The sequence below is a fragment of the Microcoleus sp. Pol12A5 genome (assembly GCF_036701435.1).
Lineage (GTDB): Bacteria > Cyanobacteriota > Cyanobacteriia > Cyanobacteriales > Microcoleaceae > Microcoleus.
In genome coordinates this window covers 1-21,137 of the sequence record NZ_JAUBQU010000088.1, presented here as the reverse complement: position 1 = coordinate 21,137, position 21,137 = coordinate 1, and the positions used below count along the sequence as shown (strand labels likewise).

At 47.3% G+C, this 21,137-nt stretch carries 19 protein-coding genes; 9 read left to right on the top strand and 10 right to left on the bottom strand.

All coding sequences use genetic code 11. The annotated features are described in order from the left end of the window. Positions 1-301: 301 nt before the first annotated feature. Complete coding sequence (locus tag QUA45_RS20590; RefSeq protein ID WP_333099266.1) at positions 302-727, bottom strand: DNA-binding protein; 426 nt, start codon at positions 725-727, stop codon at positions 302-304. 144 nt (positions 728-871) lie between these two features. Here QUA45_RS20590 and folD point away from each other — a divergent pair, with 144 nt between their 5' ends. Further along, entirely contained in the window at positions 872-1,750 is an 879-nt protein-coding gene (gene folD / locus QUA45_RS20585) for a bifunctional methylenetetrahydrofolate dehydrogenase/methenyltetrahydrofolate cyclohydrolase FolD (protein ID WP_333221985.1), read from the top strand. A 73-nt stretch (positions 1,751-1,823) separates the two neighbouring features. Continuing rightward, complete coding sequence (locus QUA45_RS20580) at positions 1,824-2,624, top strand: calcium-binding protein (RefSeq protein WP_333099263.1); 801 nt, start codon at positions 1,824-1,826, stop codon at positions 2,622-2,624. Between the two features lie 170 nt (positions 2,625-2,794). Here QUA45_RS20580 and QUA45_RS20575 read toward each other — a convergent pair whose 3' ends face one another. The 4 genes from QUA45_RS20575 to ndhC form a co-directional block, all read right to left on the bottom strand. Next, positions 2,795-2,965: a hypothetical protein gene (locus QUA45_RS20575; RefSeq protein WP_333099262.1), complete on the bottom strand. Its 171-nt coding sequence runs from the start codon at positions 2,963-2,965 to the stop codon at positions 2,795-2,797. A 125-nt stretch (positions 2,966-3,090) separates the two neighbouring features. Beyond that, positions 3,091-3,594 carry an NAD(P)H-quinone oxidoreductase subunit J gene (locus tag QUA45_RS20570; protein ID WP_172190238.1) on the bottom strand — a complete coding sequence of 168 codons (504 nt, stop codon included), beginning with the start codon at positions 3,592-3,594 and terminating at the stop codon, positions 3,091-3,093. Continuing rightward, positions 3,587-4,309, bottom strand: coding sequence for a photosynthetic/respiratory NAD(P)H-quinone oxidoreductase subunit K (gene ndhK, locus QUA45_RS20565; protein WP_333221984.1), 723 nt, complete (start codon positions 4,307-4,309; stop codon positions 3,587-3,589). Before ndhK ends, QUA45_RS20570 begins: the two co-directional genes overlap by 8 nt. Then, complete coding sequence (gene ndhC, locus QUA45_RS20560) at positions 4,300-4,662, bottom strand: photosynthetic/respiratory NAD(P)H-quinone oxidoreductase subunit C (RefSeq protein ID WP_006635500.1); 363 nt, start codon at positions 4,660-4,662, stop codon at positions 4,300-4,302. The genes ndhK and ndhC overlap by 10 nt, the downstream gene beginning before the upstream one ends. A 161-nt stretch (positions 4,663-4,823) precedes the next feature. On the opposite strand from ndhC, the gene QUA45_RS20555 reads away from it, so the two are divergent. The 7 genes from QUA45_RS20555 to QUA45_RS20525 all read left to right on the top strand — a co-directional run bounded on the left by QUA45_RS20555 (position 4,824) and on the right by QUA45_RS20525 (position 9,535). Beyond that, a complete protein-coding gene (locus tag QUA45_RS20555; RefSeq protein WP_333099261.1) occupies positions 4,824-5,159 on the top strand; it encodes a rubredoxin in 336 nt (111 codons plus the stop codon). Further along, positions 5,146-6,159: a photosynthesis system II assembly factor Ycf48 gene (locus tag QUA45_RS20550; RefSeq protein ID WP_333070732.1), complete on the top strand. Its 1,014-nt coding sequence runs from the start codon at positions 5,146-5,148 to the stop codon at positions 6,157-6,159. Before QUA45_RS20555 ends, QUA45_RS20550 begins: the two co-directional genes overlap by 14 nt. Before the next feature lie 56 nt (positions 6,160-6,215). Then, positions 6,216-6,464: a cytochrome b559 subunit alpha gene (gene psbE, locus QUA45_RS20545; RefSeq protein WP_006635503.1), complete on the top strand. Its 249-nt coding sequence runs from the start codon at positions 6,216-6,218 to the stop codon at positions 6,462-6,464. 20 nt (positions 6,465-6,484) lie between these two features. Continuing rightward, positions 6,485-6,622: a cytochrome b559 subunit beta gene (gene psbF, locus QUA45_RS20540; protein ID WP_006635504.1), complete on the top strand. Its 138-nt coding sequence runs from the start codon at positions 6,485-6,487 to the stop codon at positions 6,620-6,622. A 9-nt stretch (positions 6,623-6,631) separates the two neighbouring features. Continuing rightward, positions 6,632-6,754 (top strand): photosystem II reaction center protein L, encoded by a 123-nt coding sequence (locus QUA45_RS20535; RefSeq protein ID WP_015176850.1) that lies wholly within the window; start codon positions 6,632-6,634, stop codon positions 6,752-6,754. A 69-nt stretch (positions 6,755-6,823) separates the two neighbouring features. Next, complete coding sequence (locus QUA45_RS20530; RefSeq protein ID WP_332960666.1) at positions 6,824-6,946, top strand: photosystem II reaction center protein J; 123 nt, start codon at positions 6,824-6,826, stop codon at positions 6,944-6,946. A gap of 336 nt (positions 6,947-7,282) precedes the next feature. Beyond that, entirely contained in the window at positions 7,283-9,535 is a 2,253-nt protein-coding gene (locus QUA45_RS20525; RefSeq protein WP_333221987.1) for a transglycosylase domain-containing protein, read from the top strand. A 302-nt stretch (positions 9,536-9,837) separates the two neighbouring features. Here QUA45_RS20525 and cruG read toward each other — a convergent pair whose 3' ends face one another. The 5 genes from cruG to QUA45_RS20500 form a co-directional block, all read right to left on the bottom strand. Beyond that, on the bottom strand, positions 9,838-11,049 hold the full coding sequence (gene cruG / locus QUA45_RS20520) for a 2'-O-glycosyltransferase CruG (RefSeq protein ID WP_333099260.1): 1,212 nt from the start codon (positions 11,047-11,049) through the stop codon (positions 9,838-9,840). A 251-nt stretch (positions 11,050-11,300) separates the two neighbouring features. Next, on the bottom strand, positions 11,301-12,242 hold the full coding sequence (cruF, locus tag QUA45_RS20515) for a gamma-carotene 1'-hydroxylase CruF (RefSeq protein ID WP_333099259.1): 942 nt from the start codon (positions 12,240-12,242) through the stop codon (positions 11,301-11,303). A gap of 150 nt (positions 12,243-12,392) precedes the next feature. Further along, positions 12,393-15,008: a CHAT domain-containing protein gene (locus QUA45_RS20510; RefSeq protein ID WP_333221983.1), complete on the bottom strand. Its 2,616-nt coding sequence runs from the start codon at positions 15,006-15,008 to the stop codon at positions 12,393-12,395. A gap of 120 nt (positions 15,009-15,128) precedes the next feature. Further along, positions 15,129-18,047 (bottom strand): S-layer family protein, encoded by a 2,919-nt coding sequence (locus tag QUA45_RS20505; protein WP_333221982.1) that lies wholly within the window; start codon positions 18,045-18,047, stop codon positions 15,129-15,131. A gap of 167 nt (positions 18,048-18,214) precedes the next feature. Next, positions 18,215-21,106 carry a two-partner secretion domain-containing protein gene (locus QUA45_RS20500; RefSeq protein WP_333221986.1) on the bottom strand — a complete coding sequence of 964 codons (2,892 nt, stop codon included), beginning with the start codon at positions 21,104-21,106 and terminating at the stop codon, positions 18,215-18,217. Positions 21,107-21,137: the final 31 nt, after the last annotated feature.

The window sequence follows — 21,137 nt, the reverse complement described above, 5'->3', positions numbered from 1 at the left end:
TTTACAACAAGCAATGTACGGAATTAATGGATTTAACGGATTTAACCTAGGGATATTCAGGAGAGAAGGAAGACGGAAGAAGTTATTTACGAGATAGAGGAGAAGTTGGTGTAGGGGCAGGTTAACCGCAATCTGTAATATAAACAAAAAAGCTGATAAACCAGCCCGGACGAGGCTATTATAGTCGAGCAACTTTTAGCATAAATAAACCTACCCACAGCGTTTGGGCGCAACTACAAACCTTTGATTTTTATGAAATTGAGGTACTTAATTATTGAACGAAATTAGGATCTTCATATTTTTATTTATTTGTCGCTGGAGTGCGCTTTAATTGTTCCATTTCCTCAACATAAACTTCACCTAAATCTTTTCCGGCCAATTCCTTCAGAGTAATACTCTTGTAGCGGACTTCTCCCTTGAGCAACACTTCATCGCCAAGCTGGGGCAAATCTTGCTTGGTTAAAATCCAAATACTGCCAGTACCATCGTCAAGTTGATAAGCCGCATTTCCTACAAAGGGAGCGCGATTTTCCACCTTTCCTCGAAGATAAACTTCAGCATCCACTTGCCGCTTTTGTTGAACGTCGCCAATGCTAGCAACATTAAAACCAAGATTAAGTTGAGACAGGGGTAAATTGCCGCAACTGAAAAAACCGCTGGCGAGGATTAGCGACAAAGAGGCGGTGCAGAATCTTTGAACCCAAACTTGCTTAACTGCAGTAGTCATTGGTCAACTGATTTGAGATGTGAGATACGACTTACTTTAACAGAATCCCCAGAATCGATCGCAAGTAAGAAATTTCTCTAGTGTAGTCCTTGGCGGGGATTAAGCTAAAATCTAAAATCGTCAGCCCCTAACCCAGAGTCTACAATGGATGCCAAAACTGCTCAAATACTAGATGGCAAAGCTTTAGCGACAAAGATTCAAACCGAGCTGAGCGATCGAGTCCGCGCCCTACAACCCCAAAAGGGGCGTCCTCCCGGACTTGCCGTGCTGATGGTGGGCGAAAACCCAGCTAGCGCAGCCTATGTCCGCAATAAAGAGCGAGCCTGCGCTAAAGTTGGCATAGCTTCCTTCGGCAAGCATTACCCCGCAAATGCTACTCAAGCCGAACTAGAACTTGCAATTCGTGCACTCAACGAGGACGATCGAGTTGATGGCATTTTAGTTCAATTACCGCTACCAGAGCACTTAGACGCAATTTCCCTGCTGTACCAAATTGCCCCCGACAAAGATGCTGACGGACTTCACCCTGTAAATTTAGGCCGTCTCGTGCGCGGGGAACAAGGTTTGCGGAGTTGTACTCCTGCCGGAGTGATGCGGTTATTGCAGGAATACCAGATTGATTTGAAAGGAAAAAATGCCGTTGTTTTGGGACGGAGTATTTTGGTGGGTAAACCGATGGCGCTGATGCTATTAGAAGCCGACTGCACTGTTACTGTAGCTCATTCGCGATCGCAAAACTTAGAATCTATTACCAATCAAGCCGATATTTTAATAGCCGCAGTCGGCCGCACAGAAATGATTACAGCTAATATGGTTAAACCCGGATCAGTAGTAATTGATGTCGGTATCAACCGCGTCGTCAACCCAGACGGTACGAGTCGTTTAGCCGGAGATGTAAACTTTGATGCTGTTAAAACAGTAGCCGAATTTATCACACCGGTGCCGGGAGGAATCGGGCCGATGACTGTTGCTATGCTTTTGGAAAATACCGTTTCTAGTTATATTGAATGCGGTTCTAATTGAATTATGACCCACTTGTGAGCCAGTATTGGCTCAAGTAGGGTTAGTAATCTACCAACAGACAAAGATTTTAACTATGGCTTTAAAACCGGATGCGTCAGGAACATTGCGCTTAATTGGCGACAACACCTCGGAATTCATTCAACTTTTTCCTGCAGATCTAACAAATTTTCCTTTAGGAGCTTGGGCGCTCGATGGCGACGATACAGTAAATGGCTCAGAGGCTAGCGAGTTAATCCTCGGAAATGAAGGGGAAGATATTCTCACAGGTTTTGCAGGCAACGATGCTTTATTTGGGGGAAAAGGAAGAGATGCCTTGTTTGGACAGGAGGGGAATAACTCCCTCAATGGTGGTCTAGATGCTGATTTTCTTCTTGGAGAGGCTGGCGATGATATTTTATTTGGAGGGAGAGGCAATGATTTGTTATCCGGCGGAGATGGAAATAATACTCTGGTTGGCGGCTTGGGCAGAGACTTCTTAGAGTGTGGGTTGGGGAATAATTTATGCGTTCTGGGAATAGATGCTGCCACTACAGAGATCAATTCTAGTGATATAATTGAAAGTTTTGATTCTGATTTGGATCGCATTGGATTAGCGAGTGACTTAACGGTCAATGATATAGTGTTGGAGCCGGTACAGAATGTGGCATTAACATATACTTTCGATCTGCCACAAGCTTTACAACCATTACTTCCTCCAGGTCCGGCAGACGCATTTAGCGGATCTGCTTCAGGCACTCAACTCAGAGGTGGAATTAGCGGAGTTTATTCAGGAACTCTAATCAGAGTCAGGAATTCTAATGCGATTTTAGGTTTTGTAGAGAATGTAACCCCAAATGAAGTTCAAAGCAGGATTGTTTCCGTTCAGGCTTTCTAACTAAATTCAGGACAATTACTCCTGGACTGACAAACTTATCATACAGCAGATTCCATGTATATAGGATAGACTCTATAGAAATCCTACATAAGTCGTAATTTTTTTACCCCACCCCAACCCTCCCCAAACTCGCGGGGAGGGAGTAAGAAATTCACAATGATTTAGGATTGCTATATAAATTCATACTGCTGCTTGAGATAGAGTCTAAACTTTTGCTCCAAATATGTCCCCACAGCCTTTCCGTCGGTGATGCCGTAAAGCAGAGGTTCCAGATGTTGAGACTCGGCTGCTGAAAATATTGCCGCCTCAGAACAAAGAATTTCTACGGTCAGAGCCGTCATAGGGAGTTTGCGTGTATCTGCGGTTAAAAAATCAAAATTAGCCAAAAAACAGAGGGCGGGTTTTGCATAAAACTGGACCGCACAAGTCCAATTTTATGCTCTAAACCCGCCCTCGCCAAACTCCCTTAATAAGCGTCTTGCAATTCGTAGAAATCAGGGGAAATGTAATCTTTCCGCAGTGGCCAGCCTACCCAATCTTCGTTCATCAAAATCCGTTTTAGATTCGGATGTCCTTCATAGACTATGCCGTACATATCGTAGGATTCCCGCTCTTGAAAGTCGGCTGCTTTCCAAATCCAGTAGACTGATGGCACTCTGGGATCTTCGCGCGGTACGAATACTTTGACGCGGACTTCTTCAGGCTTGGAAGCATTGTCTGTCAGTTTAACCAAGTGGTAGACGCTGACTAAATCTTGTCCCGGCCCTTGGTCGTAGGCGCACTGGCACTGCATATAATTAAACCCGTAGGCATACAGTGCTGTTGACATCGGAATTAAGAATTCTCGATCGACCTTTAATATCTCCACGCCCAAATTATCGGCCGCTAAAGCTTCGTGTTCAAACCCATTCTGAGTCAACCACTGGGAAACCTTCCCGGCTTCAACAATTGCAGATTCTGTCTCAGCCACGGTTTACCTCCTGTTTTTGTCCTGCAAGCAGGGCCGGCGGTACTGGCATTCCCATTGCTTCTGTCAATTCCTTCGGCGGCGCTATCCGGCCTGGAACTGACAAGTATTTGCCGTCCAAAATATCGTCTACTACTTTCATTTTGTGGGGTCTGGTGTAGTAGCGGTGGGTTGGCAGCAAATTGGCCCGTTCTTGCATGGAATTGTTGGCGATTTTTTTCCGCAGTTTGATAATTGCGTCAATAATCGCTTCTGGGCGGGGGGGACAGCCGGGGATGTACACGTCTACAGGAATCAGTTTGTCAACGCCTCTGACTGCTGTGGTGGAGTCCATGCTGAACATTCCGCCGGTGATTGTGCAAGCGCCCATCGCGATCACGTATTTGGGTTCCGGCATTTGTTCGTACAGCCGCACCAAGATGGGGGCGTACTTCATGGTAATTGTGCCGGCGGTGATGATCAAGTCGGCTTGTCGGGGACTCGATCGCGGTACTAGACCGAATCTGTCGAAGTCAAAGCGCGATCCGATCAAAGCTGCAAATTCGATGAAGCAGCAGGCCGTGCCGAAAAGCAGCGGCCACAGGCTCGAAAGTCTCGCCCAATTATAGAGGTCATCCACTGTTGTCAGGATAACGTTCTCTGAGAGTTGGGATGTGACTTCCGAGCGCTCGACCGGGTTTATCAGGGCTTTTTGTGATTTGTCAGAACTTAAGACCATTCCAAGGCTCCTTTGCGCCATGCATAGACAAGAGCAATAACGAGGATCGTGATAAAAAACAAGGCTTCGATGAAAGCCAACAGTCCTAGCTGGTTGAAAGCAACCGCCCAAGGATAGAGGAAGACGGTCTCTACGTCGAAGATGACGAAGACCAGGGCGAACATATAATATCGGATGTTGAACTGAATCCAGGCTCCGCCGATCGGCTCGACGCCGGATTCGTAGGTAGTGCGTCGGTCGTAGGGACGACTTTTGGGGCGCAGTACCTTAGACGCCGTGAGGGCGAGGATAGGGACTAGGCTGGAAATTAACAGGAAGCCTAAGAAATACTCGTAGCCGCTGAGTGCAAACACGGTGAATAATTACTGCCTAGGTGAAAGGGTTCTGTAACTTGTCTGTTACATTATATAGATTTTGGGTAGCTAAAATTACGGGTGGTTGAGATTAATCGTCCATCTTCTGCAATAATTTTTAATGTATATTTTAAGATTAGCTTACCTACTCTTTTGGAGCTATGAGCGATCGAGCCACTGAAACTAAAACCCTCGATCGGCACGAGTGCCGCGCCTGCGGCTACGTCTACGATCCGAAAAAGGGGAATCCTAAAAATGACATTGCCCCGGGCACGGCTTTTGAAGATTTGCCCCAAACTTGGGTCTGTCCCGTTTGTGCAGCGCGCAAGTCGATGTTTCAAAATCTCGGTCAGATGGAAGGGGTATCGGGATTTAAGGCAAATCAGCGCTACGGTGTCGGTGTCAACGGCATGACCGAAGGTCAGAAAAGTTTGCTGATTTTTGGCGGCTTGGTCGTTGGTTTCTTGTTGTTACTTAGTATGTATGGTTTGCAGTAAGACGATTGTGAGATTTTGGCAACGAATTGTAATGTTATTGGCCGCTGCCCTCATCTGTACGAGTTGCAGCACCATCGGTTCTGTGAGTTACAACCCCTGGCAAGTGATTTCCTTGCCGACGGAAGCTAATTTGCAGGATATTGCCTTTACGGGCAATCCTCAGCACGGCTGGGTTGTGGGTTCTGAGGCGACTTTGCTCGAAACCCTTGACGGTGGCACTAGCTGGAAGTCTATAGCACTGGATATCGACGATCCGAGGTCGCGTTTTGCATCGGTGAGTTTTTCGGGTTCCGAAGGCTGGATTGTCGGCCAGCCTTCTGTTTTGCTCCACACAAACGATGAGGGCAAGTCTTGGACGCGGATTGCTTTGAGCAGTCAGTTGCCTGGTTCTCCGAGTACGATCGCGGCTTTGGGCCCGAATTCCGCCGAGATGACGACCGATGTCGGGGCGATTTACCGGACTTCTGACGGCGGCAAAAACTGGAAAGCTGTCGTGCAGGATTCTTTTGGGGTAGTTCGCAATATCAACCGTTCTGAAGACGGGCAGTATGTTGCGGTTTCCTCAAAGGGCAATTTCTACTCGGTCTGGAAACCAGGACAAGAAGCTTGGGAACCTCACAACCGCAATAGTTCTCGCCGCCTGCAAAATATGGGCTTTACCAAGGATGGGCGTTTGTGGATGCTTGCCCGCGGCGGTCAGATTCAGTTTAGCGACCCGTCCAATCCTGAAGGTTGGGGAAAACCTTTTTTTCCCGATCGCAAGGCGAGTTGGGGTTTGCTGGACATGGCTTACCGGACTGATAATGAAGTTTGGGTAGCCGGCGGCGGCGGCAATTTGCTTTGCAGTTTGGACGGTGGCAAAACTTGGCTAAAAGACCGCGAAGTAGAAGATGTTCCCGCTAATTTTTACAGGATTGTCTTTATGGGGCCCGATCGCGGATTTGTGATCGGTGCGAGCGGTACTCTACTTAAATATCAAGGTTCAGCGCAAGCGGCTTGATAGTAGAATAGTAATAGAGATTGTCTGTCAATTTGTTGTTGAAAGGAGGATTCTAAATGGCTGGTACAACTGGAGAACGTCCGTTTGGGGACATTATTACAAGTATCCGTTATTGGGTAATTCACAGCATCACCATTCCGGCTTTGTTTATTGCTGGATGGCTGTTTGTGCAAACGGGTTTGGCTTACGATGCTTTCGGAACTCCTCGCCCTAACCAGTATTTCACACCGCAGCGGGAAGAAGTGCCGATTATCTCGGATCGCTTTGAAGCTAAGAAACAAGTAGATCAGTTCATTGCCAAGTAATTTAACAAGGATTTGGAAAAATGACGAGCAGAACCCCAAATAATGAGCCAATTTCGTATCCGATTTTTACGGTGCGCTGGTTGGCAGTTCATACTTTAGGTGTCCCAACAATTTTCTTTTTGGGCGCGATCGCAGCAATGCAATTTATTCAACGATAGGAGTTTACAATGCCTGAGCGCGTTCCTAATCCCAACGAGCAGCCTGTTGAGTTAAACCGGACTTCTTTGTATTTGGGTTTGTTGCTGATTTTTGTTTTGGGTATTTTGTTTTCCAGTTATTTCTTTAATTAACTGGTTTTTGAGTTTGCTTTCAATAGTTCGATCGAATGTGTTTAGCTGTGAATTAGTGAGGTGATGGCTATGTTTAGTGAAAGTGGCAGAATTCCTTTGTGGGTGGTAGCTACTGTCGCAGGCCTCGGTGTTCTGAGCATTGTGGCTCTTTTCTTCTACGGTGCATATGCCGGTTTGGGTTCTTCGATGTAAGGAGAATCAAGCTTATTTTCGGCTTTTAACCCCCCTTTTTTAAGGGGGGTTTTAATTATGAGAATTGTATTGGTAAAGCGGGGGTAAATGTTATTGAGAGTGGGGATTTGTGGGCAAGTTTATGAGAATTTAATCATCGGGTGAAAGGGGGATTTTTGGTGGTTGGGTGGAGATTTTATCAAGAAACTGCTCGCCTTGCGGGTTCACCAATAACCCCAAAATCGCTCGGCACTAGCCGAAGATCGCCTCAGAGTATGACCCGATCGTGAAATTAGCCAAAAGTTGCGAGTAGAATGGTGCAAGAGCCGATCGCTCGATCGTAGTGCACAGCGAAATATGACCCCACCGCCGCCGCCCCGCAAACCTCAAACCGTCTTGGGTGCGATTACCCAAGCAGTCCAGACTATTGCCAAGGTTAATTTTAACCAGCTAGCGCTGAAACCAAACGCCAAAGTACCCGAACTGTGGGTACAGGATGCCGGTGCAGCTAAAGCTGAGGTTTATCCGCTGTTGGGCGATCGATATTTATTAGGTCGATCTTCCAAATCTTCAGATATTGTAGTTCGCAATCCCGTGGTCAGTCACGTGCACTTATCCCTGTCGCGCGATACTCGGCGGCGAACTCCTTTTGTCATCAAAGATGAAGACTCCACAAACGGCATTTACAATGGCAAAAGGCGAGTTAAAACTATGTCCCTGCGTCACGGAGACGTGTTTACTTTAGGGCCACCGGAACTAGCCGCCGCTGTCAGAATTCAGTATGTATATCCGCCACCTTGGTATGTGCAACTTGTGCGTTACAGCTTTTACGGCGTCAGCGGCATCACCGCTTTGATTGCGGTGTTGGTAGGCATGGAATCGACAAAGTTTCAAGTGCGGCCTCTGCCCAGAAGTATCAATGGCCCCGTGATTGTTTACGCCCGCGACGGGCAAACTCCTCTGCGTCCTCCTCAGAATAACGCTCACTTAGAATTAAAAAAATTGCAGGATTTTTCGCCTTATTTATCCAAGGCTGTACTTGCTTCGGAAGACAGCCGGTACAATTGGCATTTGGGGGTAGATCCGATCGGAGTTTTGCGCGCGCTGTTGACCAATGTTCGCGGGGGAGGAATTCGGGAAGGCGGCAGCACTGTGACGCAGCAGTTAGCGAGGAGTTTGTTTCGAGATTATGTGGGAACTCAAGATTCGGCCGGACGCAAGTTGCGGGAAGCTGTAGTTGCCCTGAAACTGGAGAATTATTACAGCAAAGATGAGCTGTTGCTGACTTATTTGAATCGCGTGTTTTTAGGAATTGACCTTTACGGTTTTGAGGATGCGTCTCGGTTTTATTTTGGCAAGTCGGCGAAGGATTTAACTTTGTCAGAGGCGGCAACTTTGGCGGGAATTTTGCCGGCGCCAAACAGTTTTAATCCAATTCAAAATTATCAGTTGGCGGTGCAGTACCGCGATCGAGTAATCGAACGGATGCGGGCTATGGGGACGGTTTCTCAGGAAGAAGCCGATCGCGCGAGGCGATCGCGAATTGAGATAAATCCCAAAGCTCGCGAATTTTTGCAAAGTACGATCGCTCCTTATTTCTACAGTTATGTATTTGATGAGTTAGAGTTTTTGCTGGGGGAGCAGTTAGCCAGAGAAGGCAATTTTATTGTAGAAACAGGTTTGAACCCCAGGCTGCAAAAGTTGGCGGAAAGTTCCCTCAGAAATGCTGTTGAAAATGCGGGAGCAAGTGCAGGTTTTTCTCAAGGAGCAGTGGTAACTCTCAATACTGCAACCGGAGAAGTCTTAGCTTTAGTTGGGGGCGTAGATTATTTGAAAAGTCAGTTTAATCGGGCTACTCAAGCTTTGAGACAGCCCGGTTCTACATTTAAGATTTTCACCTATGCAGCCGCCCTGGAACGGGGAATCTCAGCCGATAAAACTTATTCTTGCGCTCCCCTTTCCTGGGGCGGACAAACTTACAGCGGCTGCGAGAGAACCAGCGGCAGTGCTGATATGTATCGGGGTTTAGCACAGTCGGAAAATGCAGTTGCTTTGAGAGTAGCACAGGATGTCGGTTTAGACAATGTAGTGCAAATGGCTAGACGTTTGGGGATTACTTCTGAACTGCATTCTAACCCGGGTTTAGTATTAGGTGAAAGTGAAGTTAATGTGTTGCAATTAACTGGTGCTTTCGGGGTTTTGGCAAATCGGGGTTTGGGAAATCGTCCCCACGTAATTAAGCGAATTATTGACAGTAGCGATTGCAAAGATAGAAATAATTTTAACAGTTGTCGGGTGATTTATGACTATCAAAAAGATGGCATTGCCAATCGGCAGTTAGTCTCTGAAGCCGTAGCGGATACGATGACTGATATGCTGCAAGGTGTGGTGCGGGGAGGTACGGGTAGCAGTGCTGCTTTGGGGTTGGGAGAAGCTGGAAAAACAGGCACAACTAATGATAATAGAGATTTGTGGTTTGTCGGTTATATTCCGAGTCAGCAACTGGTAACAGGAGTTTGGTTGGGAAATGATGATAATTCTCCGACTGCCGGAGGTAGTGCAAATGCTGCTCAGTTGTGGGGGGAGTATATGCGACAGGTGGCGCGTTAAGTGGATGCGGGGATGGGATGAATTTTGATACGGCATTGAAATATCCAATTTAAATGCGGTACAGCTTGTCAACTCAATCTCCAAATCCTAAACGCAGAACCCATGAAAAACAGATGCTGCGATTGTTGTTCTAAGAGGGCGCGCCAGCTAACAATCTCCGCGAGCAATGACATCAATACGTTATAGATTCCCAGGCTGATGAATGTTAACTGAGCGAGGATGTTTTCAGGGCTTGGGTTGTTCGTTGTCAAAGCGATCGCACCTATTTTCGTTTTTTAAAAAATCTAGCCAAAATTTAATCCTTATTCATACTTCCGGCCGCGCCACTGAGTAGGCTGATTCAACGCAGAAATGAGAATTCGCAAAAACGCCAGCGGATCGGCCAAAGGTGACAGCCAAAACAGCCATTTACCCGATGCCCCAGTTGTATCGTAGGAAGGTGCGATCGCAAAACACAAAGCCGATCGCACTGCAACCAAAAATACATTCAATCCCAACAGCCAAAAGTGCGGAAATACACCAACCGGCGGCAGCGAACCAAACAGCAAATAGCAAAATATAATCGGCACGGGCAAACCTTGAACCGCCAGCAACAGCCACAAATCGCCCCAGATTTGACCGCCAGAAGCAGCATCTTTCAAATCGAGCGATCGACCCCATTCATTCCAAGTCTCGATCGCCCCCTCATACATCCGCACCTTCAACACCTTAGCCCCGTCCAAAAAGCCCACCTTAAAGCCCTTAGCAGCCGCATAGCGAGCCAGAGTCACATCATCGCAAAAAGAACCCCTCGCGACCTCATAGCCCCCTAATGCCACCAAAACCTCGCGCCTGCACAAGAAACACTGACCGTTCGCCATCACCCGTTCCGGCACATCCCCGCCAGTCCCCGTCGGCCCGAACCGATAAACCAAAGTCATTAACAAAGCAGGTTGCAGCCACAACTCCCCCGGATACTTGAGGATAAACTGCGGCGACAGCGAAATCAAATCGTAATTTCCAGCTTTCGCCGTTTTGAGTAAACTCGCAATCAAACCCGGATGCGGCACAGTATCGGCATCTATCCCCAAAATCCACTCGCACTTCTCGGAACTTGCCAAAAAACCTGCATTCAGTGCCCAGGGACGCCCTACCCAACCTGCAGGCAGCGGATCGTCGTTAATCAAGCGAAACCGGGGGTCTTTTTGTGCGGCTGCTTTGACTAAATCTCCGGTTCCGTCTACCGAATAGCTGTCAACCACAATTACTTCTCGGAGTTCGTAACTTTGGCTGGTTAATCCTTCCAAACAAGGCGAAATGCGATCGGCTTCGTTCAAAGTCGGTACTACCGCAGTACAAGCACCTAACAAATCCAACGTCGGCGCATCGGGTTCCAGGGGCGGGATGCGCGATGGGCCTTTAATTAAGCGCGACATCAGAATGACTGCAGCGGGCAATTGCAGCAGCAGAAGTGCGACAGGGATGATAGTTGTCAGCGGTTGGGAGAACACGTGAGGGGCGATCGGCAAAACCATACTATTAAAGAATTGAAGAATTGGGAATGACTGACTGGATATAGGTGGGGAGCTTATTTACAGTTCATTTTTTGGTAACTAATATCAATTTGAAAAATTTAATCAAATTTTGACCTCAAACATATTACAGGAATTGCGAATGAAAAAATCGCCGCTGAAAAACCCGGTTCCTTGTAGAAACCGGGTTTTTAAACTAGCTCAAAATTTAGTGTAAATTTTTGCTAAATCAGCCACAGTTACTTGCTAGCAACTCACTTACGCAAAACGCCCACGGGCTGAGGTGGAATTTCAGCCGCGATAACAGATGTATCCAAAGACGGCATTGTTTCGGTTACGTCACCTGCTGCGGGTTTAGCGATCCAGCTTAACGCGATCGCCGGAACTACGCCCAGAAGCACCGCTAGCGATGTCGGGAACCAGAACCGAGAATCCAACGAAGTTACAGTGATAATTGCTCCGAAAGCAAAGTTTACCAAATAAACAATTAAGGGCAAACCCAATTCCGATCGCTCTAATTTAATCGGGGTTTTTCTCCACAAGAAAGCTGCTACAGACATAAATAGCGCCCCCGTACCCATCCAGCCGGCCAAATTGCGGTAAGGCATCCCAAAGAAAGCCCCAAGTTCCTCAAACTCCCAAAAAGGCACAGAAGTTTGACTCATCGCCGGATCTAGTACAAAATCCCAAGCTGTTAGCAGCAAAGCACCAAGGGCGATCGCCCCTACTTGGCGCACCCAGTTGAGTTCACTTTTACCGCCAGCTACTCCAGCGCGAGCAATTAAATAGGAAACCAGTCCCAGATAAAACCACGAGAGGGGAATTGTAAACGGAACCAGCCCTGCAATTTTGTAACCCAAACCGCTCAAATAGTGGTAGTGGCCGAAGGGAAAACCCGTACTCGTTCCCAACAACTCGCTACTCAAGGACAAAAAAACAGAAGGCAGTAAAAAAGCCAGAGTTGCACCCAAACCCAACGTCCGCAAGGCATAGAGAGCAACCGCTGCAGCACCAAAGATGATATAAACTACTCCACCCCCAGCCATCCCCCACTGGAATAGCGTTTGCCCTGCTGGTGGCAAACTCATCACCAATTCGGGACGGGGTAAAATCAGCAGCAACCCTGCCAATCCAAAAGCCATTGACAAGACGTGGGCAATCAGGCAAAAGCGCTCAGCAATCAAAAGTTGCTTCATGGGACTCCTCGAAAAAATATTAGATGCAAAAAGCACTCTTAACAGTTTACAAACTTTAACAAAAAACCAACTGCATTTGAGTCAGTTGTCTGTTGTCTGTTGTCTGTTGACTGTTGTCTGCCAGCCCGATGCCCGATGCCCGATCTGAAATTACTGCCAATTGCCCACTAGCACGAAAGGTGCCCAGAAATACGGGTTCTGATACTGTTGGTTTTTCAGCAGGGTTAATTGAGCGTTGCGGAGGGCTTCAGCTTTGCTGGTTTTAGAAGAAGCAAGCTGCCGGTAAAACTCAGTCATAAAGATAGCTGTAGATTCGTCGTTGACTTGCCAAAGGGTGGCGGCGGTGCTGCGGGCACCCGATCGAATTGCGGCCCCGGCCAAACCCAAAGCCGCGCGGTTATCGCCCGAAGCAGTTTCGCAAGCACTCAAAACCAAAAGTTCGATCGCCTGTTGTCTCTCACCAGTGCGGGCTCGCAGGAGTCGATCGAACTCCTTAACATTCACTTTCTGATCCCAAGTCACAATAAAAGTATCCGCCGCGTTCGAGCTAAACTGACCGTGAGTTGCCAAATGGACGATCGGGTAAGACACCGCTTTAATTCGATCTTGCAACCGCCCGCTGACAAAATCTTCATTCAGCAGCGAACTCGCCGGCATCTCGGCTGCAATTTGTTCAACTTCCTCCTTCACCCCCGGCAAAGCCGAGAAGCCTTGACGCGCTTCGGAGAGGGCAGCGGTGAGCACTTTTAACTTGACTTTGTTCAGCGGTTTCGGTGCTAGCAGTTGCAATCCCGGCGCCAAAGCAATACTGTATTTTTCTACTAAAAACTTTTCACCGTCGTGGAGCACCGCCATCGGCAGATTTCGCAAATAACCGTCGAGCACAAATACCAGGGTTTTAATCCCAGCAGCGGTCAAATCCGCCTCTGCGGGGCGGATTAACCAGTCATAAACCTGTTCAACTGGTTGCCTCCTGTTGCGCGGGAAAGATGCAGGCCGGATGGTATTTTTGGCTTGTCTGAAGGCAGTTTCCAACTCGGCTTGAGACTTCTTCGTAGCGTAGCGGCGCAGGGGTTTGCCGGGAATTGACAAAATTACCTCCAAACGATCGCTCAAAATAATCGGATAAATCACCGCCGCTGTCGGATCGATTTCCTCGATCGACTTTGGTTTAGCATCAGCGCAAGCATCCCGAAAAAAGTTGTCCAATTCCGCCAACTGCAAAGATTCCACCGTTTGGCGCGCTAGTTTCAACTTAGCTTGACTGGGAGATTCCTCTTGCAAAAGCAGCCCGACTAATTCCCGATAAACCGGTTCGGCACTTTCCCGAAACGAAAATTGGACTTCGGGATTGACTGTCACCAAATCGCCCCGCAAAGAAGAAAGTACATTCACAGCTTGAGTATATTGAGCGATCGCCCCTTCTGTATTCCCCTGAGCTTTCCGAATCCGTCCCAGTTGCCAAAACAATTGGTAAGCAATATCGGGAGATTGAAACGCCGGTGCTAAACTCAAAGCCTGAATTGTGATATTTTCCGCAGTCTGATACTGCTGTTGGATTTCCGATAGTTTGCCTTTAGCTGCCAGAATATAAGCTTGTATTCGTTTGTCGCCCAAACTGTTTGCTGGTTCGACAGAGCGATCGAGCATTGTGTCAATCTCCCTTAAACTCAAAGTTTTCGCTGGCGATTGAGCTAATTTCATCAAGCTTTGAGCTAGATTAATTTGAGCGTAAAGTCCAGCGCGATTCGACCCAAATTGAGCGACTTGAGGTTCGATGGAACGCCACAAAGCTTCTGCCTCAGACCAATCTTTGCGATCGACCAACAAACTCAATTGGTTTAACTTTGCCTGAATTTGTAGGAGCGATCGCTCCGGCATCGCCTGGGCAGATCGAGCATAATACTCTAGGGCAAAGCGTTCCCAATCACCGCGCTGTTCTGGTGTCAAACCCGGTTTATTGCTTTTAGCCCGTACCGTATTGCCCAGATTGAGATAAATTGCAGCCTCCTCTGGTCGGGAACCTAATTTTTGGGCTGCTTCGAGTCCAACCGACAGCACATCCTGCGATCGTTCCAGTTGTCCCAAAACCCGCAGTACCCGCCCTAAAGCATGAATTGCCCGGACTTGTTCGAGAGAAACTGGCTGATTTTTCATAATTTCCAAACTCCCTGCCGAAACTTCGCAAGTTTGGTTTTCCAGCTTGAAAGAAGCTAACAGCATTTTGCAAGCTCTGGGATAAAGTCCGAGAATTTCCCAAGCCCGACTTTGATTAATTTGAACTTGAAGAAGTTGGGGTTTTCTATCAATTTGCTCAAAAATTTTAGCAGCTTGAGTCCAAATATCGATCGCATCTTGAGTCTGACCGCGTTCGAGTTGCAACTGTCCTTGAATGTTGAGAGTTTCAGCCAAAATCCGCTGCTGTTCGGGAGTTTTTGCCTGTGTTCGCACAACAGACAAACTGGAATTTACAGCTTTTTCTGCTTCTTCCCAAAGCGCCAACTGCCCGTAGGTTGCAGCTAAATTGCTCAAAGCTGTGGCGCGATCGAGATTTTCACCTTTTGCCTCAAACTGCGCCGCCGCTTTCTGCAACAGCGGTACAGCTTCCGAAAAACGTTCCTCTCGGTAAAGAGTTCGAGCTTGTCGGACAAGCTGAACCGCTGGTGGTGGATTAACCTGAGCAACTCCGGGAGGAATCGCAACTGCTAGCAGACAGGAAATCACAAATAACAGAATTACTTGCCGGAGCGATCGGGTAAACTTCATATTTAGAAAATAAAATTACAACCGCAGACACACATACCAATTAACCCAAATACATCTTATTCTTGATCTGCGTTAATCTACGTTAATCCGCCTACATCGGCGGTCAAAAACAACCTAATTTCAACGCGGCACACAAACAGAACTCGGTCGAGGATTGCGAGAGTCCGCAGCATTACCCGCATTGTATCCAACAAGCGTCACCTCCCCTTTCCCATTCACCACCCAACCTTGGGCCGGAACAACTTCCCGATCGGGGATTTCTCCTTCTTCCTTCTTCCCTCTATTGGTTACATCGGTTAAATCCTCTACATTACTCGTTGCATTTCTTCCTGCCTCTTCTACCCAAGGCAAGGGCGATAGAGGGCTGCTGAGGGCATCATTAGGACTCGGTGGCACTCCTCCTTTCCCAGTGACGGTAAATGCGCTCCCTGCCTCTTGCGTGCAGGGATTTGCCGCAATTAACGCAGCCGGATCGACAACATTTTGCGGCAGTTCCACTAAACCTTGAGCGGGATTGACGCCAGTAGTGCTAAATGTAACAGTACCTTGCAAAGCCGGGCCGCTACTTTGGGAAATCGCCGCAATATCGCTAGTGGGAATTAGAGAAGTAGGACTTACTCGCAACGCTGCAAATTGAGGATCAGTCAGTCGTAAATTACTCCTGGCTTGTTCGCGGTTAAGGCTTGTAAAGCCAAAGATATTTGGTACATTGACCGTAACTTGTCCGCCCCTAGCTGTGCGAGCATTAGCTGTAATATCACTATTCTCTCGCGGTAAAGCTACCAAAATATCGCTATTAATTCTAATATTACCGCCTTCCGAAATACCTGCATCCGTGGTGATTCGACTGCCGCGCCGCAACTGAATGTCTTGCGCCCTGATGTTAACATTTCCCCCGCCGCCAGAGTCAGTAGAAGCATTGATACTGGCTTTATTTTCCAGAGCAATTGAGTCAGCTACAACATTAATATTACCAGCCTGCCCCATTCCTAATGCCTGAACATTAACCGTTGCGCCATCCCGCAGCCTCAATTGGTTAACATTCAGATTCAACGAACCCGCATTCGCCGTAGCATTGGGATTCCTTAACTGGTGTAAAAAGCCAACGGAAGCCTGAATAGCACTGCTAAATTCACCCGGATTCTCCTTACCAATAAGTTCCACTTTTTGGGCATCAATGGTGACGTTAGCGGCATCTGCTATACCCAAAGAACCAGCCGAAATAAATCCCCCACTCCGTAGCAATAACATAGGTGTGGAAATGTAGATATCCCCTCCCCGATTCGATGAGTAGGTATCACTGGCGACAAAACTAATACTCCGCCTTCCATTCGCCAAAACTTCAGAAACACCTCCTATTTCTATCGACTCGCTAGCTCTAATGGTTACATTACCTCCTAAACCTCCCGTTGTATTTAATAGTTGAGTGCCAATTGCTGCACCACTCGATGAGCTAATCCCACCCCCACCAGAGATAGTCAATTTCTTGGTATCAATGGTAATATTTCCCGCATTTCCATTCTGACCGAGAGCGTTTGTACCTATGATAGTTTGTAGGACACTGCCAGCGGGAGTACGCAAGATTTCTAATGATTCATTCGCTTTAATATTGATATTTCCTGATGCTGCCCTACTGCGGGTAACGCTGCTGATCGCACTACCATCACGCACTATCAACCTTTCGCCCTCAAAGGTGATGTTTCCGCCGATGCCTGTACTCCCTACAAGTGTGCCACTGTTAATCGCAGAGCCAGCTAGCTCGAAAACCTCGGCACGGATGGTGATATTTCCACCATTGCCACTAGCAAATGTAGAGCTACCTACTAGGCTACCGTTGCGGATCAGCAGTCTTCCCGTATCAATTGCGATCGCGCCTGCGACTCCCCTGCCAAGAGTACCAGTACTCAAAACAATTTGCGGATCTAAAGGATTGCCTGTTCCCGATCTCAAATAATTCTGTAAAAACTGTTGATAACTCTCAAATCCAATGCCGCTCATTTCTACTGAGTCAGTAGCGCGGATATTAATATTGCCCGCCGCCCCATCTCCTAGCGCTAGGGTTGAAATTTGCGACCCTCTATTTACTCGCAACTGTTGAGCATTGATGTCAATACCTCTACCATTAATATTTCCGAGCGTCAGCGCCAAAATTCGCGAGCCGTTAAGGGTGACGTTTCCGCCCCTGATGTCTATTCTGCCACCTTCTAATCCGCTGGTATTTATAATTGAATCCGAGAGTTCAATATTGCCAAAGTTATGAATAGTGCCATAGTTTAAATTCAAATCTATAGGCAGTGCTTCAACTTGCACCACCCCTGGACTTTTGACGCTACCCAGGATAATTTGACTGCTATAAGCTGTTAAATTGCCTCCTTGCAGTTGAATATCTCCGCCAATTAACGCTAATGTTTTACCGGGGTCTACTGCTAAACCGACTTTGTTCAAAATAGGAATTTGTATGGGAAGTGGGCGCAATTTCGGCAGTTCACCCACTGCTTTTGACTGGTTGATAATTGTACCAGGATTTTCTCTAAATCTCACTCCTACGGGAATATTAATCGCTAACAATGGCACGGTTTGGGGGTTATTGCTGCTAAATTCAAAGCCATTCTTAAAAAGAACGCTGCTAGCAGTTGATGCTAAAAATGAACCGCGTAAATCTAACCGAGCATTGGGACCAAAGACAATCCCTTTCGGGTTAATAAAAAATAAATTGCCGTTTCCCAAAACTCCCAGAGTTCCTAAAATATTTGAAGAGTTGGGGCCAGTAACGCGGGTGAATATGTTGGTAATTCCGCTGGAATTTTCAAAATAAGCTCCCCGCCCTTCACGGATGTTAAATTCGCGCAAGCTGTGAAATAGGTTAACGCCGCGAGTTGCACCGCCAGTGATTCTATCTGAGGGTAAGTTGTTGATAGTATCGGGAACAGTGCGCGAACTTTCTGCACCCAAGCTACTGTCAGGGATGATTTGGGCGATCGCGGGGAAAGGAAACAGCAGTAAGAATGCAAAAAATAGGGTGGAAGATTGGCGGGGCATCTTTTAAGTCTGGTTAATTTAATATTAGGAAAATAGCGACGGGTTAGCTCAAACCTGAAGAGTAAGCTGTTCTACATTTAAATTGTCTGTTAAAAAACAATTCCCCGTCTTGTGGGGTGGGCGTCCCGCCCGCCCTGAATCTACAATTTAAATGCGCGACAGCTTACCTATCGAGGTACGCAAACACCCGTCGGTTTCGGACTGCGAACAGATGCACCACCACGTGAATTATACGCTACCAGCGTTACTTGTCCTCGATCGTCCATTACCCAACCTTGAGCGGGCATAATTTCTGTTGGTCGAACTTCTATGGATGGTATGAGGTCTTCTATTTGCTCACTTCCACCTACCGCTGCTTCCACCCAAGGAAAGGGCGCTGGAGCGGTGCTGAGGGCATCATTAGGACTGGCGGGCACTCCTCCTTTACCAGTGACAGTAAATGCGCTCTCTGCCCCTTGCGTGCAGGGATTTGCTGCAATTAACGCAGCCGGATCGACAACATTTTGCGGCAGTTCCACTAAACCTTGAGCGGGATTGACACCAGTAGTGCTAAATGTAACAGTACCTTGCAAATCCGGGCCGCTACTTTGGGAAATCGCGGCGATGTCGCTGGTAGGAATTAAAGATGTCGGACTTACTTGCAACGCTGCAAATTGAGCATCTGTTAATCCCAAACTCGCTCGAACCTGTTCGCGAGTGACTGAAGTAAACCCGAAAACATTAGGGACATTAATATTAACGCGACCACCTTGGGCCGATCGCGCATTAGCAGTAATATCGCTATTTTCCTTGGGTAAAGCCACCAGAATATCGCTTTTAAGGTTGATATTGCCACCATCAGAAATACTTGCATCAGTTGTAATTCTGCTCCCTCGGCGCAACTGAATATCCCGTGCTTCAAGGTTAATATTTGCTCCGGCGCCTGATTCCGTTCTCCCGTCAATGCTGCTTTGATTGTCAAGGGAAATTGAATCTGCTTTCACGTTAATATTACCAGCCCGTGCTGAACCCAATGCTTGCAGATTAAGTGTTCCCCCATTGCGAAGAATCAATTGCCCGACATTCAGATTCAACGAACCTCCGTTAGCCGTAGCATTGGGATTTCTAACGCGAGATGCAATCCCAACGGAAGTCTGAATTTGACTGTTAAATTCACCTTGACCCCCATTCCCAATAATTTCTACACGCCCCGCATCAATCGTGATGCTTCCGGCATCTCCTTTGCCTAAAGATGCAGTAGAAATAAGTCCTCCATCTCGGAGAATTACTAAAGGTGTAGAAATGTTCATACTCCCTCCCCGAGCAGCAGAGTTGGTATCAGCCGAGATGAAACTAGGATTCCGACTGCCATTCGCCAAAACTCCAGAAATACCCTCTAGTCTGACTGACTCAGTAGCTTTAATTGTTAAATTACCTCCGGGCCCCCCAGTTGTATTCAACGGTTGGTTGCCCACAACTGAGCCGCTAGATAAACTAATTCCGCCCCCTTCAGAGATCCTCAACCGCTTCGTGTCGATATAAATGTCTCCGGCTTTCCCATTAATGCTGATTGCGGTTGCACCAATCAAGGTTGCGACGGGACTTCGAGGAGGAGTCCGCAGCACTTCTACTGATTCCGAAGCTTTAATGTTGATATTCCCCGATGGTGCTTCACTGCGAGTGGTGCTGACGATCGCACTGCCATCGCGTATGATAAAACGTTCTCCCTCAAAGGTGATATTTCCTCCCTTACCCGTACTCCCCGCGAGTGTGCCGGTGTTGATCCCTGAACCGACCAGATCGAGAACCCTGGCACGGAGGGTCATATTTCCGGCGTTGCCAGCACCTAATGTAGCGCTACCCGATACGGTTCCATTGTCGATCAGCAGTTGTCCCGTATCGATTAAGATGTTTCCCGCATCTCCCATGCCAGCAGTGCTAGTTTCCAGTAGAATCTGTGGGTCAAAAGGGTTGATTCTTCCAGAGATTGTATAATTTTTGACAAAGTTTTGAAAGCTCTCAAATCCAATCCCGATCAGTTCTACTGAATCGGTAGCGCGGATATTGATAGCACCTCCCGCGCCACTTCCGGCTGTCAGCGTGGAAATTTGCGCCCCACCTTGGGCCCGTAAATGTTGGGCGTTAATGTCGATGCCCCTACCATCGATATTTCCCAAAGTCAGTGCATAAATTCGCCCACCGTTGAGGTTGACATTTCCACCTCGAATATCGACTTTGCCGCCACCGATTCCACTGGTATCGATCAGTGAGCCGTTGGTGACTTCAATATTACCCAATTTGGCAATTTTGTCATAGTTTAAACTTAATCCAAAAGAGGTATCCCCCAATCCAACCATCCCCGGACTAGCGACGCTACCCAGCAAAATTTGTCCTGTAGATGCAGTGAGTGTTCCCTGATTTAATTCAATATCTCCCCCCACTAGGGCTATAGTTTGTCGGGGAGCAACTGCTAAGCCCATGTTATTGAAAATCTGCGGAATTCCTGGGGGTAATTGTGGTAAATTCAAGGTTGGTGCTACTGAATTGTTAATGATTTTACCCGGATTTTCTCGAAAATTTAAACCGATCGGTATATTGACATTTAACAGCGGTACTAATTGGGGATTGCTGGTGCTGAACTGATAGCCATTCTTAAAAACTACGCTATCTGCTGAACTTGCTAAAAATGAACCGCGCAAATCTAACCGCGCATTGGGACCGAAAACAATCCCTTTTGGGTTAATTAAGAATAAGTTACTGTTTCCCAAAACTCCCAGAGTTCCTAAAATCTTTGAGCAGTTTGAACCTGTAACACGGGTGAATATGTTGTTGATTCCGCTGGGATTCGCAAAATATGCTCCCCGCCCTTCACGGATGTTAAATTCGCGTAAACTGTGAAAGAGGTTAACGCCGCGAGTTGCACCGCCTTCTATTCTGTCCGAGGGTAAGTTATTAATCGTGTCGCCAACCGTGCGCGAACTTTCTGCACCCAAGCTATTATCGGGGATGATTTGAGCGATCGCGGGGAAAGGAAACAGCAGTAAAAATGCAAAAAATAGGGCGGAAGATTGGCGGGACATCTTTGAAGTCTGGTTCATTTAATTTTAGGAA